The sequence below is a fragment of the Eisenbergiella massiliensis genome, from assembly GCF_003435485.1.
This window is the reverse complement of sequence record NZ_QVLV01000007.1, coordinates 287295-310723: the sequence shown is the minus strand read 5'-3', so window position 1 is coordinate 310723 and position 23429 is coordinate 287295. Positions and strand designations below refer to the sequence as shown.

The window sequence follows — 23429 nt, the reverse complement described above, 5'->3', positions numbered from 1 at the left end:
GGGCCAAAACCACAGCCCCTCCCCCTCTGCCTAAGCCGGAAAGCCACGCTCAGGTTCCCCTATCGCTGCATACGACTGTGGATGAGCAATAACAAAAGCTTGAAAGGCCAGCTTACCCCTTTCTCTATTACAACCGGAAAGGCGAACTCAGAATCCCCTTTCGCTGCGTATAACTGTAAATGAATAGCCGCAAAAATTTTCGAGGCCAGTTACCCTTCCTAATGACGGCATAGCCCTTCATAAAAACTAAAAATAATTTGCAGCAACCAATAAGCTGTTCTGTCTTCATTGCATATCCTGGATATATAAAAATAATTATATTTGTTACAATACACCCAGCCCCGCAGCGTCAGCTAACCGGGCCGTGTCCTGGCTCCCGGGATGAGAAGGCTCTGGCGGGGGATGGGGAGGGTATTTTTCATTTACCTTTTCAGACCATGGAGATGAGACTTAAAAATTATGGAAGGCTCACCTGACATAATTTTTCGCCCAAGGCTCATCGCAATGCCCGGTCTGACTGGTAAATGAAAAATACCCTCCCCATCCCCCGCCAGAGCCTTCTCATCCCGGGAGCCAGGACACGGCCCGGTTAGCTGACGCTGCGGGGCTGGGAGGGCTGCCAACAAACAAAATTATTCCTTACACATCCCCATCCAGGATAGCCATGAATTCATCCCCCGTGATGGTTTCTTTTTCGTAGAGGAACTTGGCCAGTTCATGGAGTTTCCCTATATTGCTGCGGAGGATGTCGCAGGCCTTGGCGTGTTCTTTTTTGACCATGGCTACGACGAGCCTGTCGATTTCTGCTGCGGTATGTTCTGAGCAAGCCAGGGAGGTGTCACCGCCCAGGTATTGGTTGGTGACGGTTTCCAGGGCCACCATGTCGAAGTCTTCTGACATGCCGTAGCGGGTGATGCAGGCGCGGGCCAGCTTGGTGGCCTGTTCGATGTCGTTGGAGGCTCCGGTGGTGATGCTGTTGAAGATGATTTCTTCCGCAGCGCGGCCGCCGCAGAAGGTGGCGATTTTATTTTCCAGTTCTTCCTTACTCAGCAGGTTGTGTTCGCCCTGATCCACCTGCATGGTGTAGCCCAGCGCGCCGGAGGTCCTGGGGATAATGGTGATTTTGGTGACAGGGGCGGAGTTGGTCTGTCTGGCGGCAACGAGGGCGTGGCCGATTTCGTGATAGGAAACGATCATTTTTTCCCGATCGCTTAAGATACGGTCTTTTTTCTGGTAGCCGGCAATGACTACTTCCACGCTTTCTTCCAAATCAGTCTGGGTGACGAAGCGGCGTCCTGCGCGGACTGCGCTCAGGGCGGCTTCGTTGACCATGTTGGCCAGTTCGGCGCCGGAAGCGCCTGCGGCCATTCTGGCGATGGCGGCAAAATCTACATTGTCACCCAGCTTTACTTTCTGGGCGTGAACCTTCAGTATGGCAATCCTGCCGTTCAAATCGGGAAGCTCCACCGGCACACGCCTGTCGAAACGGCCGGGGCGCAGGAGCGCGGGATCCAGGGATTCGGGACGGTTGGTGGCGGCCAGGATGAGGACACCATTGTTGCTGGAGAAGCCGTCCATTTCTGTAAGGAGCTGGTTCAGTGTCTGTTCCCGTTCGTCATTTCCTGAAAAGCCGCCGCCGTCACGTTTTTTGCCGATGGTATCAATTTCATCGATGAAGACGATACAGGGGGCTTTTTCGTTGGCCTGCTTGAACAGGTCCCTGACCTTGGCCGCGCCGGCGCCTACGAACATTTCCACGAATTCAGAGCCTGAAATGGAGAAGAAGGGAACGTTGGCTTCGCCGGCCACCGCCTTGGCGAGCAGGGTTTTTCCGGTTCCGGGAGGGCCTACAAGGAGGGCGCCTTTGGGCATGGATGCGCCGATTTCCTGATATTTTTTGGGATCATGGAGGTAGTCTACCAGTTCGGAGAGCACCTCTTTGGCTTCGTCCTCGCCGGCCACGTCTGCGAATTTGATGCCTGTTTCGGACTGGACGTATACCTTGGCGTTGCTTTTTCCGAAGGCCATGGAATTGACGCCGCCTCCGCTGTTCATGATTTTGCGCATCAGGAACTGGCCGATGGCTATCATTACAACGAGGGGCAGAACCCAGGTCAGCAGGAAGGTGACGAGGAAGGACTGCTGTTTTACAATTTCCGTGCCGAAGGTGGCTCCGGATGCATAAAGCCGGTCCACAAGGGAAGGATCTTCCATAGGGCCTGTTTTATAGAAACCGGTGGGTGAATTTTTGTCCGCAAATACAATTTGGTTGCTTTCAATCTGTACCTGGGCGATTTCTTTCTTTTCCATCATTTCAAGAAAGGTGTTGTAGCCGACCTCTTCTACCTGGGCAGACATGAGCCTGGGAAAAAGAAAGGCGTTCAGGACCAGAAGGACAAGCATGGCAATACAGTAATAGTAGAGTAGTGGTTTCTTTGGTGATTTGGCTTCTTGCATAATTTTGCGCTCCTTTTTATCAGTAACTTGTTCCGGTTCTCTTTAGTTACTCTTATCCTTATAACAGTAATTATATATACCGGATTTTGCGGAAGTCAACCAAAGATAGCATTATTTCATAAATTTTAGAGTCTTTTCATGAAGGGGGGACGGGAAGCAGGAGAGGCGGACAGGGGTTTTGGGGGGCGGAGGTTTTTGCGGGAGGGAGAGGGGCGGGCGGATGCCTTTTTTCTGCTTCCGGTCAGTCCGGGCATTGCGATGAGCCTTGGGCAAAAATTATGTCAGGTGTGCCTTCCATAATTTTAAGTCTCATCTCCATGGACTGAAAACGGAAGCTGAAAAAAGGCATCCGCCCGTCCCTCTCCCTCCCGCAAAAACCTCCGCCCCAAACCCCTGTCCGCCTCTACTGCTTCCCTGGCAGTGTAGTGAGGGAGAAAGGGCAATAAGGGCGTTAAGGACTTAATAAGGGCATTAAGGACTTGAGGGCATTGGAGGGTAGGCGGGGGATGGAATAGGGCGGTAAATGTGAGGTTACTGGTCATGGAGTGAACAGTTGCATGGTGGGGAAAAAGTACTTTACATCCGGGGGGAAGTAGCATACAATACAGCTAGGTATTGGTTTTGTTTTTTCGTTGCAGGAGCGTCCGGTCTTGGGATTGGAGAGGGGCCGCCGGGAGGCGGTTCTGTTTTTGTTGGCGGAGTTGCCAGCGGGGTGCCGGTGGAGTTGCCGGCGGACAGTGCCGGCGCGGGAAAGCGCAGGTGCGGGGCCGGCTGTGTAGGAAAGGAGATTTTGTATGAGTAATTTGAGCGGGATTTCTGAGTATCTGAATCTGGCTGAGGTGAAGGAGTCGGTGCGTGAGGGCGCGGATTCTGTGAAGAAGCTGATGAAGGAGCCTTCAGGGCTGACGAAAACAGAGATGTCTCTGCTTTTGGCGGTTTTTCTGATGGCAGGGGTTATCATAGGTTTTATCTGGGCGCCGATTAAGAGGGGCCTGATTATTGCCGGTAATGATGTGATTACCGGGGAGGATGAGAAAGAGAACAAAGGAGAAAATGCGTAAAAATGAAAATCACATTAAAAGACGGTTCCGTAAAGGAATATGCGGAGAGCAAAAGTATTATTGAGATTGCGGCTGATATCAGCGAGGGTCTGGCAAGGGCGGCCTGCGCGGGGCTGGTGAACGGGAAGGTGGAGGATCTGCGCACGGTGCTTGACGGGGATTGCGAGCTGGCGATCCTGACGGCCAGGGATAAGGAAGGGCTGACTGTGGTCCGCCATACGGCTTCCCATGTGCTTGCTCAGGCGATGAAGCATGTGTTCCCTGAAGCCAAGCTTGCTATCGGGCCAAGTATTGATACCGGCTTTTATTATGATTTTGAGCACGAGCCTTTTTCCAGGGAGGATCTGGATAAGCTGGAAGCTGAGATGAAGAAAATCATCAAGCAGGGTGAGAAGCTGGAGCGTTTCACCCTTCCCAGACAGGAAGCCATTGCTTTTATGGAAGAGAAGGGCGAGCCTTATAAGGTGGAGCTGATCCAGGATCTTCCTGAGGATGCGGAGATTTCCTTTTATAAGCAGGGGGATTTCACGGATCTGTGCGCAGGGCCGCATCTGATGAGCACCAAGGGGATCAAGGCCTTTAAGCTGACCTCTTCTTCAGGCGCTTACTGGAGAGGGGATTCCAACAGAACCATGCTTCAGAGAATTTACGGAACAGCCTTCAATACCAAGGAGGAGCTGGCCGAGTATCTGGAATATCTGGATAATATCAAGAACCGTGACCATAATAAGCTGGGACGGGATATGGAGCTGTTCGCAACGGTTGACGTTATCGGACAGGGACTTCCGCTTCTGATGCCCAAGGGGGCCAAGATGATTCAGACGCTGCAGCGTTGGATCGAGGATGAAGAGGAGAAGAGAGGCTATATGAGGACCAAGACTCCTCTGATGGCAAAAAAGGATCTGTATATTATTTCCGACCACTGGAATCATTATAAAGAAGGCATGTTTGTGCTGGGAGATGAGGAAAAGGAGGATGAAGTATTCGCCCTCCGCCCCATGACCTGTCCTTTCCAGTATTATGTATACAAGCAGAGCCAGAAATCCTACCGTGATCTGCCCTGCCGCTACGGAGAGACTTCCACATTGTTCAGGAATGAGGATTCAGGAGAGATGCACGGGCTTACCCGTGTGCGTCAGTTCACCATTTCCGAGGGCCATCTGATCGTAAGGCCGGATCAGATTGAGGAAGAGTTCCGCGGCTGTGTGGATCTGGCAAAATACTGCCTGACCACGCTGGGCCTGGAGGAGGATGTGACCTATCGTCTTTCCAAGTGGGATCCCAATAATAAGGATAAATATCTGGGCGATGAGGAAACCTGGGATTATGTGCAGAATATGATGCGTGATATTCTCCATCATATCGGCATTGAGTTTACGGAAGAAGACGGCGAAGCGGCCTTCTACGGACCGAAGCTGGATATCCAGGCAAAGAACGTGTATGGCAAGGAAGATACCATGATCACCATCCAGCTGGATATGTTCCTGGCAGAGCGTTTTGATATGACTTATATTGATGCCAATGGGGAGAAGAAGCGTCCTTATATCATTCACAGAACCTCCATGGGCTGCTATGAAAGAACGCTGGCCTGGCTGATTGAAAAATACGAAGGCAAGTTCCCCACCTGGCTGTGCCCGGAGCAGGTGCGTGTGCTTCCTATTTCTGAAAAATATGAGGAATACGCGCAGAAGGTGAACGCAGCGCTGAAGGATAACGGTATTTTAAGCACGGTGGACAGCCGTTCCGAGAAAATCGGTTATAAGATCCGCCAGGCGAGACTGGACAAGCTGCCTTATATGCTTGTGGTGGGACAGAAGGAAGAGGAAGACGGCACGGTTTCCGTAAGAAGCCGTTTTGCCGGCGATGAGGGCGTGAAGCCTCTGGATACCTTTATCAATGATATCTGCAGGGAAATCAGGACGAAGGAAATCCGTAAAATAACGGTGACAGAGGACGGAAAGCCTGCAAAATAAGCCATCCCTTTTGGCAACGGCAGTGATTTTTACAGCCGGGAAAAATCCGCACGGCGCATCTGCGGCGGTTTTTTCCCGGCTGGTTCCTGGTATGACGGAGACGGATAGATGAGTAATGAAAAAAAGACATGGCGGCAGACAGCAGGTATCCTGCTGTCTGTGTGCGCCCTGGGAATGGCCTGCTGCAGTCTGTTTTTATGCTTCAGCAGCGATATCTGGTATGATGAGCTTTTTACGGTGGGCTTCGTTTCCCAGCCGGTGGGGCGGATGATTTCGCTTGCGGCCAGGGACGTTCACCCACCGCTTTATTATCTGATGGTAAAGGCTGCTGTGGAGCTGGTGCATTTATTTGCGCCGGGGGCGGATGCCGTAATTATCTGCAAGGTGGTTTCCGTGCTGCCTTATCTGGCGCTGCTGGGGTATTCCCTGACTCTTATAAGGAAGAAATACGGTTGGCTTTGTTCAGGGCTTTTTTCCTTCTGCATCCTGGCGATGCCGCAGATGGCTAACTATACGACGGAAATCAGGATGTACGGCTTTGCCCTGTTTTTTATTACGGCGGCATTCCTGCATGCGGGAGAGCTTCTGGAGGGAGGCGGGAAAAGGCATTTGGCCGCCTTCACTGTTTATGGGATCGCAGCGGCCTATACCCATTATTTTGCAGCGGTTGCGGCGGCGGCGCTGTATGTGGGCGTGGCTGTGCTTTTGTCCGTTAAGAAGAAGGAAGAACGGGTGAAGTATCTGCTGGTATGGCTGTTCTGTGCGGGAATCTCCGTACTGGCATATCTGCCCTGGCTGCCCGCGGCCGTTTCCCAGGTGTCCCAGGTGCGGGAAAGCTACTGGATTCTTCCGCTGACCTTAAGCTGCTTCGGCGGCTGCGTAAAATTCATGCTGAAGCCCTCCACCGGGTATCAGCTTTTGGATTACGGCCTGGCGGTGGTCCTTTTTGCTTTGCTGGCGGCTTTTCTTATCCATGCGTTTTTAAAGCGTAAGGACAGGGAACGAAATCCGGGACGGGACGGATATGCTTTTTTGGGACTCTGCGTGCTGGCGGGGACTGCGCTTTTCGGGATTGCGGTGTCTTTCCTGATGAGGCCGGTTTTCATTTACCGCTATATGCTTCCTGCGGCGGGCTGCTACTGGTTCTGTTTTTCCTATTTCCTGAGCAGGCAGAAGAAGGCTCTGGTGCTGGTGCCTTCGCTGCTGGTGCTTCTCTTTGTAGGGGCGGCTGATTATTCCGCCTTTGTGCAGGGAGAGGTGATGAAAAAAGAACAGATGACGAGAACCGAAGAGGAGCTGGCCAAAATAGGGGCGGAGGATATCGTCCTGTTTAATTTTGACCAGGTGCAGGCCGTAACCGGCTGGTATCTTCCCAGGGAAAGCTATCTGTACGGAGGAACGCCGGAAACGCTGATAAGGGAGATGTTCCCGGGAGTATATGCCGTGTCCGGGGAGGAATGGATAGATCAGCAGCTGGAGAGCGGAAAAACTGTGTGGTTCATCGGCAGCGGCCTTGCCAGGGACGGAATCCTTAAGGAATGGCAGAAACGGGGAATTAAGTCCGTGGAGACTGCGGACAGCTGCCTGCTGGAACGCTACTGGTTCAATATATACCGTCTGGGCCGGCAGCCATGAATAAAATCCTGAAAAAAAGACAAAATAATTCTGAAACCATAAAACAGGTTTATTTTGATATGATTTTTCAGGAGGCAACCAAAAATGGCAGAATTGAAATGTGTAGTAGAAAATTGTACCTATAATAATGACAAGTGCTGCTGCAAGGGCGATATTATGGTAGGAGGCAAGGAAGCGCAGAAGGAAAACGATACCTGCTGCGAAAGCTTCAAGGACAGGACCGGCGAGTCCGCATCCAACGCCATGAATCCCTGCAGGACTATCAGCATCGACTGCGAAGCTGTAAAATGTGTGTATAACACAAATTACAAGTGCTATGCGGAGCATGTAGACATCAAGGGCTGCGGCGCCTGTGACTGCGGTGAGACAGCCTGTGCTACCTTTAAGGAAAGATAAGCTGTAACTGATATTATCCCTGCGCTTACATGGAGGGAGCTGATTAATGCCGACTGAGGCGGCAGCATTTATTTTCACCGGTTTTTGCAGGATATAAAAGCAGAAGCGGGAAAACGTATCATTGTGCGTTTTCCCGCTTTTTTTGTTGCTTTAATCAGAATTGTTACATTATAGATAATGCTTATAAAAAATGAATAAAAATGTTATATTTGCAGCATATGCGTTGAATAAAAATAGAAATTTCAATGATAATCGAAAAATATTCTATATAATACTGGATAAATATCATATAAACTATCCATATTGACAAATACAAAGAAGCGTGTCAAACAGAAGGGAGAAAAATATGAAGAGAAAATTGGGGTGCATGACAATGGCAATACTGATGGGGCTGTCTTTGGCCGCATGCGGTGCCAGCAAAACACCTGCGGCGGCTGATACACCGGCTGCGGGAAAGGAAACGACAGCTGCTGCGGCAACAACACCGGCAGAAGCGGCGCCGGCCGACACAGGGACGATGGCGAACAAGGACAAGCCGCTGGTATGGTTTAACCGCCAGCCTTCCAGCAGCGCCACAGGCCAGCTTGACATGACAGCGTTGAATTACAACAAAGATACTTATTATGTAGGCTTTGACGCCAACCAGGGTGCGGAGCTTCAGGGTACCATGGTAAAAGATTATATCGAAAAGAACATTGATACTATTGACCGTAACGGCGACGGAACCATCGGCTATGTGCTGGCCATCGGCGATATCGGACATAATGACTCCATCGCACGTACAAGAGGCGTCCGCAAGGCTCTTGGCACAGCTGTTGACAAAGACGGCAACATCAACAGCGAACCGGTGGGAACCAATACAGACGGCACGGCGTCGGCCGTACAGGATGGAACCCTGGAAGTGAACGGCAAGACTTACGTTGTCCGCGAACTGGCTTCCCAGGAAATGAAGAATTCCGCAGGAGCGACATGGGATGCAGCAACAGCCGGCAACGGCATCGGCACCTGGTCTTCTTCCTTCGGCGATCAGATTGATATCGTTGTTTCCAATAATGACGGAATGGGCATGTCAATGTTTAACGCCTGGTCTAAGGACAACAAGGTTCCTACCTTTGGTTATGATGCAAACAGCGACGCAGTGGCCGCTATCGCAGAGGGCTACGGCGGAACCATCAGCCAGCATGCGGATGTTCAGGCTTATCTGACGCTTCGTGTCCTGCGTAATGCGCTTGACGGAGTGGATATTAACACAGGCATCGCCACAGCGGATGCGGCGGGAAATGTGCTCAGTGATGACGTATATGTATACAGGGAAGATGAGCGTTCCTATTATGCATTGAACGTGGCTGTTACTGCTGACAATTATAAGGATTATATGGATTCCACCATGGTTTATGCGCCGGTATCCAATCAGCTGGATGAGGCTACAAGCCCTGTAAAGAAGGTATGGCTGAATATTTATAATTCTTCCGATAACTTCCTTGGATCCACCTATCAGCCGCTTCTTCAGAAGTATGATAAGCTCCTCAACCTGGATGTTGATTACATCGGCGGTGACGGACAGACAGAATCCAATATTACCAACCGTCTGGGCAATCCCAGCCAGTATGATGCATTTGCCATCAATATGGTTAAAACAGACAACGCGGCGTCTTATACAAGCCTGCTCGATCAGTAAAACTCATGGAAATGAAAGCCGTGCAGGCAGGTTATTAGGGAGAAGAAATTCTCCCTAATAACCTCTTTTGGGAAGTTATAGCAGAGGAGTAAAAAATATGGCAGATAAGAAAGATGATATCGTCTTATCAATACGCGGTATGAGCAAGTCCTTCGGCCGGAACAGGGTTCTGGACCGCATCAGCCTGGATGTAAGGAACGGGACCGTCATGGGCCTTATGGGTGAGAACGGCGCCGGAAAGTCAACCATGATGAAGTGCCTGTTCGGTACCTACCAGAAGGATGAGGGGACCATTTTCCTGAATGGGAAGGAAGTGAGCTTTTCCGGTCCCAAGGATGCGCTTGAGAACGGGATTGCCATGGTTCATCAGGAACTGAACCAGTGCCTGGAACGGAATGTGGTTGATAATCTGTTTCTCGGACGTTATCCGGTGAATTCCATGGGTGTAATTGATGAAGGCAGAATGAAAAAAGAGGCTTCCGATCTTTTCCGGAAGCTGGGTATGACCGTAAATCTTACGCAGCCCATGCGGAATATGTCCGTGTCGCAGCGTCAGATGTGTGAAATTGCCAAGGCTATTTCCTATAATTCCAGAGTGATTGTTCTTGACGAGCCTACATCCTCCCTGACTGTGCAGGAAGTCGATAAGCTTTTCGGGATGATGAGGATGTTAAAAAAACAGGGGATCGCGTTGATTTATATTTCTCATAAAATGGATGAGGTTTTTGAGATCTGTGACGAGATATCGGTACTGCGTGACGGCAACCTGGTTATGACGAAGAAAACCAGCGATGCCAATATGAACGAGCTGATTGCGGCCATGGTAGGCCGTTCGCTTGATAATCGTTTTCCGCCGGTGGACAATGTCCCCAAAGGGGTGGTTTTATCCATCCGGAACCTGTCCACTAAATTCGAACCGCATCTGCAGGATGTTTCCTTTGACGTAAGGGAAGGAGAGATTTTCGGCCTGTACGGGCTGGTGGGCGCAGGGCGTACGGAGCTGCTGGAAACGATTTTCGGGGTCCGCACCAGGGCGGCGGGCCGGGTATATTTCAATAACCGCCTTATGAATTTCAGCAGCGCAAAAGAGGCCATGGAGCATGGGTTTGCCATGATTACCGAGGAACGAAAGGCCAACGGGCTTTTCCTGAAGGGGGATCTGACCTTTAATACCACGATTGCAAACCTGGAACAATATAAAAGCGGTGTGGCTCTTTCCAATGCGAAGATGATAAAGGCCACCGGAAATGAAATCAGAATCATGCATACCAAATGTATGGGGCCGGATGACATGATCTCCAGCCTTTCCGGCGGCAACCAGCAGAAGGTTATCTTTGGGAAATGGCTGGAGCGGGAACCCAAGGTGTTCATGATGGATGAACCTACAAGAGGAATCGATGTGGGTGCGAAATACGAAATATACGAGCTGATCATCAATATGGCGAAGCAGGGAAAGACAATTATTGTTGTTTCTTCTGAAATGCCGGAGATATTGGGAATCACCAACCGTATCGGCGTTATGTCGAACGGACGTCTTTCAGGAATTGTGAATACAAAAGAGACAAACCAGGAAGAGCTGTTGAGACTCAGTGCAAAATACCTATAAAGGGGAGATTGTGATATGGATAATGAAAATAATAAAACCCTTACGGCGGAACAGGAAATGCAGCTGCGTAAGCCAATTGAGGATTATGTGGGTGAAATCCAGGAAAAGATTGACAGTCTCAGAGTGGATGGATCAAACAGGGTGGTTTCCCTTCAGAGTGAAATTGACGCAATAAAGAGAGATCATGGCCTTACGAAGGAAGAAAAAACAGCACAGACTGAAGAAATCAAGTCTGAGATGTTAAAAGCAAAAGCGGTGGAAGCAAAGAATAAGGAAGAAATCTCCAAGTTAATTGCCGATGCGGAAGGATATCTGAAGGCCCATTTTAACAAGGACTATTATCAGGCGGTGAAAGAAAGCTGCTCACAGGAATATGTGGCCGCGCAGAAAAAATATGCCGATAATATTGCAAAGCTTGAGCAGGAGCATAAAAAAACCCTGGCAAAGCTTACCGATCATAAGGAAATAAAAAACGAAAAGTATGTTTATAAAAATCTCCGATTCGATGCTAAAATGGAGCTGGAAAAAGAGCTTGCGCAGATCAAGGACAGAAGGCATGCGGCAATTGTCTGGAAATATCATCTGATCGATATGCTGCGAATGTCTAAATTTACTTTTATGCAGATGCGGGCGCAGAAATGGGAGAATTACAAATATACCTTTAACCGAAGGACATTCCTGCTGCAGAACGGCCTGTATATCGCGATTATCCTGATTTTTATCGGCCTGTGTATAGTTACGCCCTTTGTAAAGCATGTTCCCCTGCTTACCTATAACAATGTTTTGAACATTCTCCAGCAGGCTTCTCCCAGAATGTTCCTTGCCCTGGGCGTTGCCGGCCTGATCCTGCTGACCGGGACGGATCTTTCCATCGGGCGTATGGTTGGCATGGGGATGACGACGGCAACCATCATCATGCATCAGGGAATCAACACAGGCGCGGTGTTCGGCCATGTATTTGACTTTACGGGCGTTCCCCTGGGCCTGAGAGTGATTTTTGCGCTGATAATGTGTATTCTTCTTTGCACATTTTTTACAGCCATCGGCGGCTTCTTTACCGCCAAATTCAAAATGCATCCTTTTATTTCCACGATGTCAAATATGCTTGTGATTTTCGGCCTTGTTACATATGCCACAAAGGGCGTGTCCTTCGGCGCCATCGAACCTTCCATTCCCAAGGTGATCATTCCCAGGCTCAATGGCTTCCCCACAATTATTTTATGGGCGGTGGCGGCCATTGCCATCGTATGGTTTATCTGGAATAAGACCACCTTCGGCAAAAATCTGTATGCAGTGGGCGGAAATCCGGAAGCGGCGGCAGTTTCCGGCATTTCGGTGTTCGGCGTGACTATGGGGGCATTCATCCTGGCCGGTATCCTTTACGGCTTCGGTTCATGGCTTGAATGTGCAAGAATGGTGGGTTCCGGCTCGGCAGCCTATGGCCAGGGCTGGGAAATGGATGCCATCGCGGCCTGCGTGGTCGGCGGCGTATCCTTTACCGGCGGCATCGGCAAGATTTCGGGCGTGGTAGTCGGCGTGCTTATTTTTACAGTGCTCATTTACTCCCTTACCATCCTTGGAATTGATACAAACCTTCAGTTCGTATTTGAAGGTATCATCATCATTACTGCAGTCACCCTTGACTGCCTGAAGTATGTACAGAAAAAATAGTGCCTGATATTGCAAAGAGAGCCGGAAGCAGTTCTGGCTCTTTTGTGCATGGCTCCCGCATTTACATACCTTTTGGCATTTGTTATAATCATAGTAAGGAAAAATGCGGCGCCCGGATACATGCATATGGAGAATAAATATGGATACATATACGGTGCTTCTGGCGGACGATGAGGAAGAGGTCATCAAGGCCATCAGAAGGAAAATTAATTGGGAGGGACTGGGCTTCTCCGTCATCGGATTTGCCAACAATGGTGTCAAGGCGCTGGAAATGGTGGAGGAGTTTCAGCCGGATGTGGTTTTGACGGATATCAAAATGCCTTATATGGACGGCATGGAGCTGGCAAAACGCATTAAGGCGGAGTTTACCACCACCAAAATCCTTTTCCTCACAGGCTTTGATGAGTTTGAATATGCAAAAGAGGCCGTCCATCTGGAGGTGGAGGAATATATTCTCAAGCCTGTAAACTCTACGGAGCTCATCAATGTTTTCACCCAGCTGAAAATAAAGCTGGATCAGGAAATCAGTGAAAAGCGCAACGCGGCGGTCCTGCAGAAGTACTATATGGATTCGCTTCCGTTCCTGCAGGCAAACTTCTATTCCACGCTGATTGAGGGCAGGCTGCGCGAGGAGGAAATCCCCAGATATCTGTCCAATTATCAGATTTCCTTTGAGGGACCTTTTTACTGCTGTCTTGTGGTGCACACATCCTCCAGCCAGGTGCCGGAGAACATGAATCCGCTGCTGCTGGCCGCTTCCGTCCAGAAGCAGGCCAGGGAGCATCTGGGAGAAAAATGGCAGGCAAAATGCTTTTCCTATCTGGAAAACACAGTTTTAATTGCGCAGCTTCAGAGTAAAAATGAAGTGCCGGAGCTGACGGATGAATGCGACAGGTTCTGCAGATATGCACGGCGTATCATTGGCGCGGTTGTCACTGTGGGGATCGGACAGGTCTGTGAGCGTCTCACCGGTTTATCCCAGTCCTACAGCAGCGCGAGGGAAGCTGTTTCTTACCGGGTTATCTACGGCGTTTCCAGGGCCATCAATATGAAGGAGATTGCGCCTCACGAAATAAGCAAACCGGACGGCACGCCTGATACGGAGCTGTTTAGCCTGTTCGGCATGATCCGCCTGAATTCCAAGGAGGATATCGTGGGAGCGGTCAAGCGCTATATGAAGCATATATCCTGCCCGGCCCAATCCCTGCAGCAGTATCATATTGCCCTGATGGATCTGATAAGCGCCCTGTACAGATTTGCGGTGAATAATGATATTGATGTCCCGGATTTTGCCGGGAATATCAGGAATCTGTACCTGCGGCTTCTGGATTTGGAACCGGAGGCGCTGCTGGCATGGCTTATCGGCATCTGTCTTTTGTTTCGGGAAACTTTAATCAGCGCGCGGAGCAAATCAACCCAGTCCTTTGTATTTAAGGCAAAGGAATATGTGGGCAGCCATTATTCGGATGAAGAATTTTCACTGGATAATATCTGCGAGATTCTGGGCGTGTCCAATTCCTATTTTTCCACTGTTTTTAAGAAGGAGACGGGAAACTCCTTTATTGGCTATCTGACGGAATACCGGATGGATCGGGCGTCAAGGATGCTGATTGAAACAAATGAAAAAAGCTATATCATTGCAAAGAACGTAGGTTATACCGATCCCAATTATTTCAGCTATGTGTTTAAACGGAGGTTCGGCGTATCCCCTTCAAAGTACAGAATGGAGCATGGCTCATGTGAGAAATAAATATTTCCGGCGTATGAAAAAAAATAAGTCCAGAGGGATTCAATCCACAATTATGCTGGTGTTTTCCGTAATATCCATTTCAATTATGCTGATCCTGGGAATTGTGATGTACTTCAGGTTTTCTACCCTGTCCCGGGGGAAAACGATACAGAGTACAGAAAAGCTGATGGAGCAGGCAGGGGAAAATCTGGAGGATTACCTGGTCAGCATGCGGCAGATTTCGGATGCGGTCTATTATAATGTCATAAAAGAGAATGACTTTTCCGATCAGAGCGATGTGATTCAGCAGGGAATGGATCTTTTATACGAGGCCAACAAGGGGAATCTGCGCAGCATTGCCGTGTACAATGGCAGCGGGAGCCTGATTGCGGCGGAGCCGGTTGCCAGCCAGAAGGAGGATCCCAACGTCACCAGGCAGGGCTGGTATATACAGGCCATGGAGAAAATGGAAAACATGCATTTTTCCACGCCTCATATCCAGAACCTGTTTGACGATGGCACGCTCCGTTATTATTGGGTGATTTCCCTGAGCCGGGTTGCGGAGTTTACCATACACGGGGATCCGCAGATAGGCGTATTGCTTGTGGATATGGATTATTTCAGCATTTCCCGTATGATGAGGCAGATCAATACGTTAAATAACGGGCAGTATTATTATCTGTGCGACAGCAACGGGCAGATTATCTACCATCCGCGCCAGATTCAGATAAGCGACGGGATTGCGAGCGAAAACAGCGCGGCGGCTGCAAAATACAGGGATGGCGTCTGCGAGGAAACCTTTGAAGGGGAGCGCAGGACGGTAATTGTAAATACCATAAGCTATACCGGCTGGAAGCTGGTCGGTGTGATTCCCGATTCCACATTTACCCACGGCATGATTAATGTCCGGTATTTTATCGTCATGCTTATGCTGCTGATGGTAATGACCCTTGTAATTATTTACCGGGTGGTTTCGGTCAGGATATCCAGCCCGATATGCAGGCTGAATGATTCGGTTATGGGCTATGAGGCGGGAGGAAAGCCGGAAATCTATATAGGCGGCTCTTCGGAAATCAGATACCTGGGACATTCCATACAAAGCTCCTATGAAAAAATAGAAACGCTCATGAAGAGGAGCGTCCAGGAACAGAATGAAAGAAGGAAAAGTGAGCTGGATGCGCTGCAGAGCCAGATTAATCCCCATTTTCTGTATAACACCCTGGATTCCATTACGTGGATGGTGGAAGGCGGACGGAATGACGAGGCTGTATTCATGATTTCCCAGCTGGCAAAATTCTTCCGGATCAGCCTTTCCCAGGGATGCACGGTAATCAGTATAAAGGATGAGCTGCAGCATGCGGAAAGCTATATGAACATCCAGAAGGTGCGGTATAAAAATTCCTTTTCCATTGTATTTGACATCGACCCCGATGTATGTTCCTGCTGCACGGTAAAGCTGATTTTACAGCCGATCCTGGAAAATGCCATAGCTTATGGAGTCAGCGGCATGGACGACTGCGGGGAAATCCGGGTGACAGGACGGATACAGGAAGGCAGTGTCATCCTGTCGGTGAAGGATAACGGAATCGGGATGTCGGAGGAGGAGGTGCGCTTCCTTCTTACGGACAGCGGCAGGGTCCGTAAACATGGCTCCGGGGTCGGCCTTGTAAATGTAAATAACCGGATTCAGATCCTTTTTGGAAAAGAGTATGGTATTTCGGTGGAAAGCGAGCCGGATGAGGGCACCACTGTCTCTGTCTGCCTTCCGGCAGTTCCGTATACGGAAGAAAACAGGAAGATTCTGGAGAAGGGGCATATATTCAACCGGGATGAAATGATGAACAAGGAGATGTAGGGCAGAGTGCCAATACGCTCTGGGGCAGGTGGAGATGAAGAACAGCAAAAAGATGTTTATTATGGCTGAAGCCCTTTTGACCGTCATGGTGATTGCCGTGGCCTTTATCATGGTGCGGGAGAAAAACGGGAAAGAGCTGGACCGGATTTCTGTGATCATCCAGGATTCTGAGGACAATCAGTGGGCGGCCTTCCAATACGGACTGAAAATGGCGGAGCAGGATCTGGAGGTCAGGATGTCTGTTGTCAGCACCGGCGGCGCATTAACAGTGGAAGAGGAAAAGAGCCTGATAGAGAGGGAAATAGATAACGGGGCGGCTGCGGTCATCGTGCAGCCTGTACCGGGCGCTGAAGAAATGCTGAGGAAAATGGCAAACCGGATTCCCGTGCTGCTGACAGAGCAGACGGCGGCTGAGAGCGGAGGGGATTCCCGGCTGCCTGTTGTAGAGCCGAACCAATATGCCATGGGAGCCGCTTTGGCGGAGGAGCTGCTGAAGGATTACAGCGGCAGCCTGGACGGGAAAGTCCTGGGGATTTTCTCTAAAACAGGGGATTCACAGGCGGCTCTTGAGAGAAAAAGGGGATTCCTGGAGGCCCTGAAAAACACGGAGGCAAGTATCAGCTGGTCTGTTGCAGCCCCATTTTCGGAAGAAGGGGAAGCGTTACTGGAGGATCAGCCGGCTGTGGATTTTGTGATTGCCCTGGATGACAACAGCTTTACCATGGCCGGAGAATATGCCGCCGCGAATGATCTGCATGGGGCGTTGGTGTATGGAATCGGGAATTCCACGGAGGCGGTCTATTATCTGGATACGGGGATTGCGGGCTGCCTGGTGGTGCCCGATGAATTCAATGTGGGCTATCAGAGCCTGACGGAGGCGGCGGAGATTCTTACACATTATTTCCACAAAATGCATGACCGGACGGTTTCCTACACCGTCCTTCGCAGGGATACGCTGTTTTCCAAAGAAAATCAGGAAATCATTTTTACGATGAGCCAGTAGAATGAGGGGATTAGATGAAGGTTAGGAAATATTGTGCGGGATTGCTGCCAATTCTCATGGCGACGCTGCTTTTGGGAGCCTGCGGCAGGCAGGCGGCCGTGCCGGATAAGGTTTATGTGGGCGTGGCATGCTATAATGAAAGCGATGTATTTATCGGGGAATTGCTTGACTGCCTGAAGGAACAGCTGAATGAGCTGTCTGAGGAAGGTGCGGAAACAACGGTGACGATCCGGGATGCGGCCGGTTCCCAGCGTACCCAGAACGATCAGGTGAAGGCGCTGATCGATGAAGGGAGCAATGTCCTGTGTGTCAATCTGGTGGATCGTGCCGATCCATCGGAGATCATTGATCTGGCAAGGGAGAATGATGTGCCTGTCATATTTTTTAACAGGGAGCCGGTTGCTGAGGATATGATGCAATGGGAGAAGCTTTATTATGTAGGGGCAAAAGCGAAACAGTCGGGGGTGATGCAGGGGGAGCTTGCGGCTGAGCTGATACATTCGGACAGAAGGGTGGACCGCAACCGTGACGGGAAGATCCAGTATGTGGTGCTGGAAGGGGAGCCTGGGCACCAGGATTCCATCATCCGTACGGAAAATGCGGTGGACACGCTGAAAAATAACGGGATAGAGCTGGAAAAGCTCAGCTACGGCATCGCCAACTGGAACCGGGCGCAGGCCCAGAACCGGATGATGCAGATGATTGGACAGCATTCCAATGAAATTGAACTGGTTCTTGCAAATAATGATGATATGGCGCTGGGAGCCATTGACGCTTATGCGAAGCTGAATATCACGGAATCCGCTATCCCTGTTTTTTTCGGGATTGACGGCACGGACGCGGGGCTGAAGGCGGTTATGGATGCAAAGCTGGCCGGGACCGTATATAATGATAAGGAAGGACAGGCGGCGGCTATGGCAAAGCTGGCGTTTTCCCTTGTATACGGGAGAGGGCTGGAGGAAATGGAGTTTGAGAACGGGAAATATATCTATCTTCCTTATTATAAAGTTACCATAGATAATGCGGAGGAGTTCCTTAATAAGGCCGGAAAATAAAATATAAAAAATAAAATGAAATGCGTTGACATTAGAGTCTGTATGTGATAAAGTAAACAAGTACGTGAGTACAGAACTGGCAAGCAGAGTATCCGCTCTCACCCTATAGCGATTGGGCTCATAGGTGTTTACAGGTTCAGGAAACCGGCAGGAAACTGCAGGGATTGAGGGAATTCAAGTGGATAGTCTGACTATCCGCTTTTTTTGTGTGTTATGCAGATGCGGCGGATAAGGCTGGTGAACCGGGTGATTCCGGTTTATCTATCCGGCGGCTGTGCCGGAGAAAGTTGCTTATTTTTAGATTGAGGACGCACGGAGGGTGCGGATCCTTTGTTTCTTAGGAGGGAAAGACTATTAGCGAATTATTAATTAACGAACAGATCAGAGACAGGGAGATACGTTTGGTCGGGGAAGACGGTTCCCAGTTAGGAGTTATGTCTGTCAAAGAAGCTATGAAAATGGCAGAGGAAGCGGGGCTTGACCTGGTCAAGATTGCACCTACGGCAAAACCGCCTGTTTGTAAGATTGTGGATTATGGCAAGTACAGATACGAGCTTGCACGTAAAGAGAAGGAAGCTAAGAAGAAGCAGAGAATAATCGAGATTAAGGAGATCCGTATGTCTCCCAATATCGATACCAATGATATGAATACCAAGGTTACCGCGGCGAAGAAATTCATTACCAAAGGAAATAAGGTTAAAGTGACACTGCGGTTCCGCGGACGTGAAATGGCCCATATGCAGGCAAGCAGACATATTCTGGAAGATTTTGCACAGATGTTGTCGGATGTGGCGGTAGTTGAGAAGGCTCCCAAGGTGGAGGGCCGTACAATGACTATGTTTTTAACTGAAAAGCGTTAATACGTACAGTTAAAATAGATTTTTCAGGATAATGAGTATAGGAGGATTTTGTTATGCCCAAAATGAAGACAAGCAGAGCAGCTGCAAAACGTTTTAAAGTTACCGGAACCGGAAAATTAAAAAGATCCAAAGCTTACAAGAGCCATATCTTAACTAAGAAATCCACAAAGAGAAAGAGAAATCTTAGGAAACCGGCTATTACGGATGCAACCAATGTTAAGAATATGAAAAAGATTTTACCGTATTTATAAGTCGTAAGGAGGAAATTAAGAGATGGCAAGAATTAAAGGCGGCATGAGTGCCAGAAGAAAACATAACAAAGTATTAAAACTTGCGAAAGGTTACAGAGGAGCAAGATCCAAACAGTACAGAGTAGCAAAACAGTCTGTTATGAGAGCTCTCACTTCTTCTTACGCAGGACGTAAAGAAAGAAAGCGTCAGTTCAGACAGCTGTGGATTGCCCGTATCAATGCAGCAGCAAGAATGAACGGTTTATCTTACAGCAAATTTATGTACGGCCTGAAGCTGGCTGGTATCGATATGAACAGAAAGATGCTGGCTGAAATGGCAGTAAACGATGCAGAAGGATTCGCTACGCTTGCAGAGCTGGCAAAGTCCAAAATTGCATAACAGTAATTTCTCGCTGAGAAAATTGCAGGGCTCCGGAGTGAAAACCGGAGTCTTTTTTTCTTGTAGGATAGGTTGCGTTATGTTATAATGAAAAAAGCGGACAGGCTCCGATGAAAGATAATGCCGGGCCCTGGCCGAAAGGAGAAATGGAGGACGTCGGGAGATGGAAGTATTGCTTTTGATGGGCGGTATGTTATTGATTATTATTGTTGCTGTTGTTGTTGCAGCGGTTTCTTCCGTTGTTTCGGCTGTGGCTGCAAGCGAAGACGAAGAAGAATTTTAAGAAGGAAAAGTTACGAAGAATACAGTAAAAAGCAGATGGTTTTCGCCGTCTGCTTTTTTCGTACAGATGAATTGTCAGCCAGGTTTGTGCGGAGATACGGAGTTTTTGTAAATTGTAATAAAAGTAAGAAGGTATTTTCCGCATACAATAGCTATAATGGAGCCGATAATGATTGCTGCTGCCATATTAACACCTCTTTCTTTGTGGAAAATGTATGCTTTCTATTTATATTATAACACGTATATGGGTAAATAGATAAAAAAGATGGTTAAGATATTGCTAAGGCTTTTTACAGGGGCGTCGCAGGCGGCGCATAGACTCTGGTGGCCATTTCCGTATCCAGCAGGTAAAGGCATTTGCCCAAATGTGGACAGGTGACCACATATATCCGTCTTGCAGTCGGGGAGGAAGCTTTATATGATGGAAGCAGAATAACTGCCCAGAAAATTTACAGGAGGTTTGTGTTATGGAGGAATTGTTATACGGGGCGGCATATTACGATGAGTATATGCCCTATGAACGGCTGGATAAGGATATCAGCATGATGAAAAAAGCGGGGATTAATGTAATCAGGATCGCGGAGTCAACCTGGAGTACGGAGGAGCCGGAGGAGGGAGTGTTTGATTTTTCCCATGTGACAAAGGTTCTGGATGCCTGCGAACGGGAGGGGCTTTATGTGATCGTTGGCACCCCGACCTATGCGATTCCGGCATGGATGGCCAAGGCCTATCCGGAGGTCATGGTTACGGACAGGAGCGGCAGAAGGCCTTATGGCGCCAGGCAGATTATGGATATCACGCACCCGGCCTACCGTTTTTTTGCGGAACGGATTATCCGCAGGCTGATGGAGGCTGTGGCGGGTTACCGGTGTGTCATCGGTTTTCAGCTGGATAATGAGACAAAGCATTTCGGTACGAGCAGTGAAAATGTGCAGCAGATGTTTGTTCGTCATATGCGGAAAAAATACGAGGGAGACCTGGATCGTTTTAACCATGATTTCGGCCTGGATTACTGGAGCAACCGGATTAATTCCTGGGAGGAATTTCCCAGCGTGGCGGGAACCATCAACGGCAGCCTGGGCTGTGAGTTTGAGAAGTTCCAGAGACAGCTGGTTACTGATTTCCTGAAACGCCAGGCAGAGATTGTCGGGGAGTACAAAAGGGCGGACCAGTTTATCACCCATAATTTTGACTTTGCCTGGAAGGGCTATTCCTATGGGGTGCAGCCGGATGTGGATCATTTTAAGGCGGCAGAGGCGGTGACCATTGCAGGCTGTGACATCTATCATCCCAGCCAGGACAAGCTGACCGGAAAGGAGATTGCCTTTGGCGGCGATCTGACCAGATCCCTGAAAAAGAACAATTATTTCCTGATTGAAACGGAGGCGCAGGGCTTCCCGGAGTGGACGCCTTATGAAGGGCAGCTTCGTCTGCAGGCCTTCAGCCACCTTGCCAGCGGAGCGGATTCTGTGATGTACTGGCACTGGCATTCCATCCACAATGCCTGCGAAACCTATTGGAAGGGCCTGCTCAGCCATGATTTTGAGGAAAATGCGGTGTACCGTGAGGCCTGCCGGATTGGTGGGCAGTTCCGTGAGCTGAGCCCCAGCCTGCTGCATCTGAAAAAGGAAAATAAAGCGGCAATTATGGTGAGCAATGAAGCGCTGACCGCCCTGAAATGGTTCCCGTTCCCCGGAAACGGCGCAAACAGGACAGATTATAATGATGTGGTAAGATGGATTTATGATGCGCTGTATGAAATGAATATAGAATGTGATTTTGTGAGCACGCAGGAGGAAGAGCTTTCGCGCTATGACGTCCTTTTTGTGCCAGCACTTTATTCTGCACAGGAAGACTGCCTTAAGAGGATAAGGGATTTCGCCGAACAGGGAGGCTGTGTGATAGCCACCTTTAAAACCGCTTTTACCGATGAAAATGTGAAGGTGCGTACCCAGGTGCAGCCGTATCTGCTGAGGGACTGCTTCGGGGTGAAGTACCACCAGTTCACGGCGCCTTCGGGAGTGAAGCTGGCGGGAGATTCCTTTGCGCTTACGGAAGAGGAGAGAAATGCGGAGCTGTTCATGGAACTGCTGGAAACGGAGGATGCGCAGGTGGTTTCCGGGTACGATCATTATGCCTGGAAAAAATATGCGGCGGTTACCAGGAAGGACTTCGGTAAGGGGCTGGGGATTTATTTTGGCTGTATGACTTCTCCGGCATATCTGAAGGCTCTGCTGGCTTCTTTATGGAAGGAAAAGGGCTGGTGGACCTGGAAGCAGGAAATCCCATCCCCGCTGGTTATCAGAGAAGGAACGAATGGCAAGGGAAAGCGGATTACCTACTATCTGAACTATTCCGGCGAAGCGAAGGCGTGTGCCTGCGGAGGAAGCGGCAGGGAGCTGTTTTCCCAAAAAGCGGTAACGGAGGGAGAAATCCTGACCGTTGCACCTTGGGATCTGCTTATTGTGGAAGCGTAATATTTTCATTAACTTCCCGGCGGCCTGTTATCAGGCGGCCGGGAAAGCTATGTGTAAGGACGGAGAAAGGCTTCTGGTATGACAGAGTGCAGGCGTTATTCCATGCTTTATGGAGCTATCCCATGCTTTATGAAAAGGGAACCTCAGGTTGTCAGAATGGCAGGCGGTGGATTCCCTGCTTCGGGCGAAGCGGCAGACCTATGCCGGGAATGGCGGGGAGGAAAAAGAACCCTGCAGGCCGGGCGCCCATGATTTCCGTTATGAGGAAGAAGATTATTTTTTATATGGACACGTATCTGGGAGGACGGCTCTTCACCGGAGAGGAAGCGGTCTGGCAAAAGCAGGAAAAGGCAGCGGTACCGATTTGGTCAATGAATTATTCCGGCCGCACGCTGGCCGACAGCTTCGATACAGGCTTTCTGAAGGAAGCGCTGGGCCTTGTGGATGAAAAAAAGCCTTTCCGGGGCCCTGCGCTTTACCGGAAAGGCGAATACCTGTACCACTGTTCTTCCTGCGGCAGTTTGGAATGGTTTCAGGGACAGGAAGAAATTTATTATGGTACCGTTAAAATTTATGAGTGCATTTTTCATGGAGGGGCTGTTGCATAGCCCTTCTTTTTTTACAATATGTTGGTTATTCGTGCAGTTCCAGGGGCAGGCCGTCAGGATCCTTAAAAAAGGTCATTTTTTTTCGGGTAAATTCATCGATCCTTACAGGCTCCGTCTCAATCCCCAGCCCGTTTAATTCCCTTATTGTGTCCTCAATGCAGGAAACATGGAAGGCAAGATGCCTCAAACCGCAGGCCTCCGGATAGCTTGGACGCGCCGGGCTGCCGGGGATGGCAAAAAGCTCAAGCTCACAGTCTCCCAGCCTCAGGTCCAGCTTATAATCACCTCTGGCCTCCCGGTAATTCTCCCGGATAATTTCAAAACCCAGCAAATCCACGTAAAAATGCCGGGAAGCCTGATAGTCGGAACAAATCAGCGCAACATGGTGTATGGTATCCAGTTTCATAAGCTTCTCCTTTTATAATTATGATCGGGCAAAGATTTTACACGTTA

Annotated in this window: 18 protein-coding genes; 16 read left to right on the top strand and 2 right to left on the bottom strand. The window is 49.4% G+C overall.

Annotated features, from left to right (window positions below):
- Positions 1–639: 639 nt before the first annotated feature.
- The gene (gene ftsH, locus DXC51_RS12795; RefSeq protein ID WP_021639684.1) at positions 640–2457 is read right to left on the bottom strand and encodes an ATP-dependent zinc metalloprotease FtsH; all 1818 of its coding nucleotides are present in this window, start codon (positions 2455–2457) and stop codon (positions 640–642) included.
- Positions 2458–3251: 794 nt separating this feature from the next.
- On the opposite strand from ftsH, the gene DXC51_RS12785 reads away from it, so the two are divergent.
- From DXC51_RS12785 to DXC51_RS12710, 16 genes are all read left to right on the top strand, one after another.
- A complete protein-coding gene (locus tag DXC51_RS12785) occupies positions 3252–3518 on the top strand; it encodes a hypothetical protein (protein ID WP_021639686.1) in 267 nt (88 codons plus the stop codon).
- A gap of 2 nt (positions 3519–3520) precedes the next feature.
- A complete protein-coding gene (gene thrS / locus DXC51_RS12780; RefSeq protein ID WP_102289645.1) occupies positions 3521–5491 on the top strand; it encodes a threonine--tRNA ligase in 1971 nt (656 codons plus the stop codon).
- Positions 5492–5599: 108 nt separating this feature from the next.
- On the top strand, positions 5600–7126 hold the full coding sequence (locus DXC51_RS12775; RefSeq protein WP_117544728.1) for a hypothetical protein: 1527 nt from the start codon (positions 5600–5602) through the stop codon (positions 7124–7126).
- 84 nt (positions 7127–7210) lie between these two features.
- Positions 7211–7522, top strand: coding sequence for a DUF1540 domain-containing protein (locus DXC51_RS12770; RefSeq protein ID WP_025491291.1), 312 nt, complete (start codon positions 7211–7213; stop codon positions 7520–7522).
- A 346-nt stretch (positions 7523–7868) separates the two neighbouring features.
- The gene (locus DXC51_RS12765; protein WP_021639691.1) at positions 7869–9200 is read left to right on the top strand and encodes a substrate-binding domain-containing protein; all 1332 of its coding nucleotides are present in this window, start codon (positions 7869–7871) and stop codon (positions 9198–9200) included.
- 97 nt (positions 9201–9297) lie between these two features.
- Positions 9298–10806, top strand: a complete 1509-nt coding sequence (locus DXC51_RS12760; RefSeq protein WP_117544727.1) for a sugar ABC transporter ATP-binding protein — start codon at positions 9298–9300, stop codon at positions 10804–10806.
- Positions 10807–10821: 15 nt separating this feature from the next.
- Positions 10822–12477 carry an ABC transporter permease subunit gene (locus DXC51_RS12755; RefSeq protein ID WP_021639693.1) on the top strand — a complete coding sequence of 552 codons (1656 nt, stop codon included), beginning with the start codon at positions 10822–10824 and terminating at the stop codon, positions 12475–12477.
- Positions 12478–12616: 139 nt separating this feature from the next.
- A complete protein-coding gene (locus DXC51_RS12750; RefSeq protein ID WP_021639695.1) occupies positions 12617–14227 on the top strand; it encodes a response regulator in 1611 nt (536 codons plus the stop codon).
- The gene (locus tag DXC51_RS12745; protein ID WP_117544744.1) at positions 14217–16061 is read left to right on the top strand and encodes a sensor histidine kinase family protein; all 1845 of its coding nucleotides are present in this window, start codon (positions 14217–14219) and stop codon (positions 16059–16061) included. The genes DXC51_RS12750 and DXC51_RS12745 overlap by 11 nt, the downstream gene beginning before the upstream one ends.
- 34 nt (positions 16062–16095) lie before the next feature.
- Positions 16096–17064, top strand: coding sequence for a sugar ABC transporter substrate-binding protein (locus DXC51_RS12740; protein WP_102289643.1), 969 nt, complete (start codon positions 16096–16098; stop codon positions 17062–17064).
- A 14-nt stretch (positions 17065–17078) separates the two neighbouring features.
- On the top strand, positions 17079–18119 hold the full coding sequence (locus DXC51_RS12735; protein WP_117544726.1) for a galactose ABC transporter substrate-binding protein: 1041 nt from the start codon (positions 17079–17081) through the stop codon (positions 18117–18119).
- Positions 18120–18472: 353 nt separating this feature from the next.
- Complete coding sequence (infC, locus tag DXC51_RS12730; RefSeq protein ID WP_035324002.1) at positions 18473–18979, top strand: translation initiation factor IF-3; 507 nt, start codon at positions 18473–18475, stop codon at positions 18977–18979.
- Between the two features lie 53 nt (positions 18980–19032).
- On the top strand, positions 19033–19230 hold the full coding sequence (rpmI, locus tag DXC51_RS12725) for a 50S ribosomal protein L35 (protein ID WP_021639700.1): 198 nt from the start codon (positions 19033–19035) through the stop codon (positions 19228–19230).
- 22 nt (positions 19231–19252) lie between these two features.
- Positions 19253–19609 (top strand): 50S ribosomal protein L20, encoded by a 357-nt coding sequence (rplT, locus tag DXC51_RS12720; RefSeq protein ID WP_021639701.1) that lies wholly within the window; start codon positions 19253–19255, stop codon positions 19607–19609.
- A 749-nt stretch (positions 19610–20358) separates the two neighbouring features.
- The gene (locus DXC51_RS12715) at positions 20359–22368 is read left to right on the top strand and encodes a beta-galactosidase (protein WP_117544725.1); all 2010 of its coding nucleotides are present in this window, start codon (positions 20359–20361) and stop codon (positions 22366–22368) included.
- 122 nt (positions 22369–22490) lie between these two features.
- The gene (locus DXC51_RS12710) at positions 22491–22976 is read left to right on the top strand and encodes a DUF5680 domain-containing protein (RefSeq protein WP_117544724.1); all 486 of its coding nucleotides are present in this window, start codon (positions 22491–22493) and stop codon (positions 22974–22976) included.
- 25 nt (positions 22977–23001) lie between these two features.
- Here DXC51_RS12710 and gloA2 read toward each other — a convergent pair whose 3' ends face one another.
- Positions 23002–23382, bottom strand: coding sequence for an SMU1112c/YaeR family gloxylase I-like metalloprotein (gene gloA2 / locus DXC51_RS12705; protein WP_021639705.1), 381 nt, complete (start codon positions 23380–23382; stop codon positions 23002–23004).
- Positions 23383–23429 lie beyond the last annotated feature (47 nt).

Excerpts from the sequence above, each read along its gene's own strand:
- ftsH (WP_021639684.1), bottom strand. The coding sequence starts at position 2,457 with ATGCAAGAAGCCAAATCACCAAAGAAACCACTACTCTACTATTACTGT.
- DXC51_RS12785 (WP_021639686.1), top strand. The coding sequence starts at position 3,252 with ATGAGTAATTTGAGCGGGATTTCTGAGTATCTGAATCTGGCTGAGGTG.
- thrS (WP_102289645.1), top strand. The coding sequence starts at position 3,521 with ATGAAAATCACATTAAAAGACGGTTCCGTAAAGGAATATGCGGAGAGC.
- DXC51_RS12775 (WP_117544728.1), top strand. The coding sequence starts at position 5,600 with ATGAGTAATGAAAAAAAGACATGGCGGCAGACAGCAGGTATCCTGCTG.
- DXC51_RS12770 (WP_025491291.1), top strand. The coding sequence starts at position 7,211 with ATGGCAGAATTGAAATGTGTAGTAGAAAATTGTACCTATAATAATGAC.
- DXC51_RS12765 (WP_021639691.1), top strand. The coding sequence starts at position 7,869 with ATGAAGAGAAAATTGGGGTGCATGACAATGGCAATACTGATGGGGCTG.
- DXC51_RS12760 (WP_117544727.1), top strand. The coding sequence starts at position 9,298 with ATGGCAGATAAGAAAGATGATATCGTCTTATCAATACGCGGTATGAGC.
- DXC51_RS12755 (WP_021639693.1), top strand. The coding sequence starts at position 10,822 with ATGGATAATGAAAATAATAAAACCCTTACGGCGGAACAGGAAATGCAG.
- DXC51_RS12750 (WP_021639695.1), top strand. The coding sequence starts at position 12,617 with ATGGATACATATACGGTGCTTCTGGCGGACGATGAGGAAGAGGTCATC.
- DXC51_RS12740 (WP_102289643.1), top strand. The coding sequence starts at position 16,096 with ATGAAGAACAGCAAAAAGATGTTTATTATGGCTGAAGCCCTTTTGACC.
- DXC51_RS12735 (WP_117544726.1), top strand. The coding sequence starts at position 17,079 with ATGAAGGTTAGGAAATATTGTGCGGGATTGCTGCCAATTCTCATGGCG.
- rpmI (WP_021639700.1), top strand. The coding sequence starts at position 19,033 with ATGCCCAAAATGAAGACAAGCAGAGCAGCTGCAAAACGTTTTAAAGTT.
- rplT (WP_021639701.1), top strand. The coding sequence starts at position 19,253 with ATGGCAAGAATTAAAGGCGGCATGAGTGCCAGAAGAAAACATAACAAA.
- DXC51_RS12715 (WP_117544725.1), top strand. The coding sequence starts at position 20,359 with ATGGAGGAATTGTTATACGGGGCGGCATATTACGATGAGTATATGCCC.
- DXC51_RS12710 (WP_117544724.1), top strand. The coding sequence starts at position 22,491 with ATGCTTTATGAAAAGGGAACCTCAGGTTGTCAGAATGGCAGGCGGTGG.
- gloA2 (WP_021639705.1), bottom strand. The coding sequence starts at position 23,382 with ATGAAACTGGATACCATACACCATGTTGCGCTGATTTGTTCCGACTAT.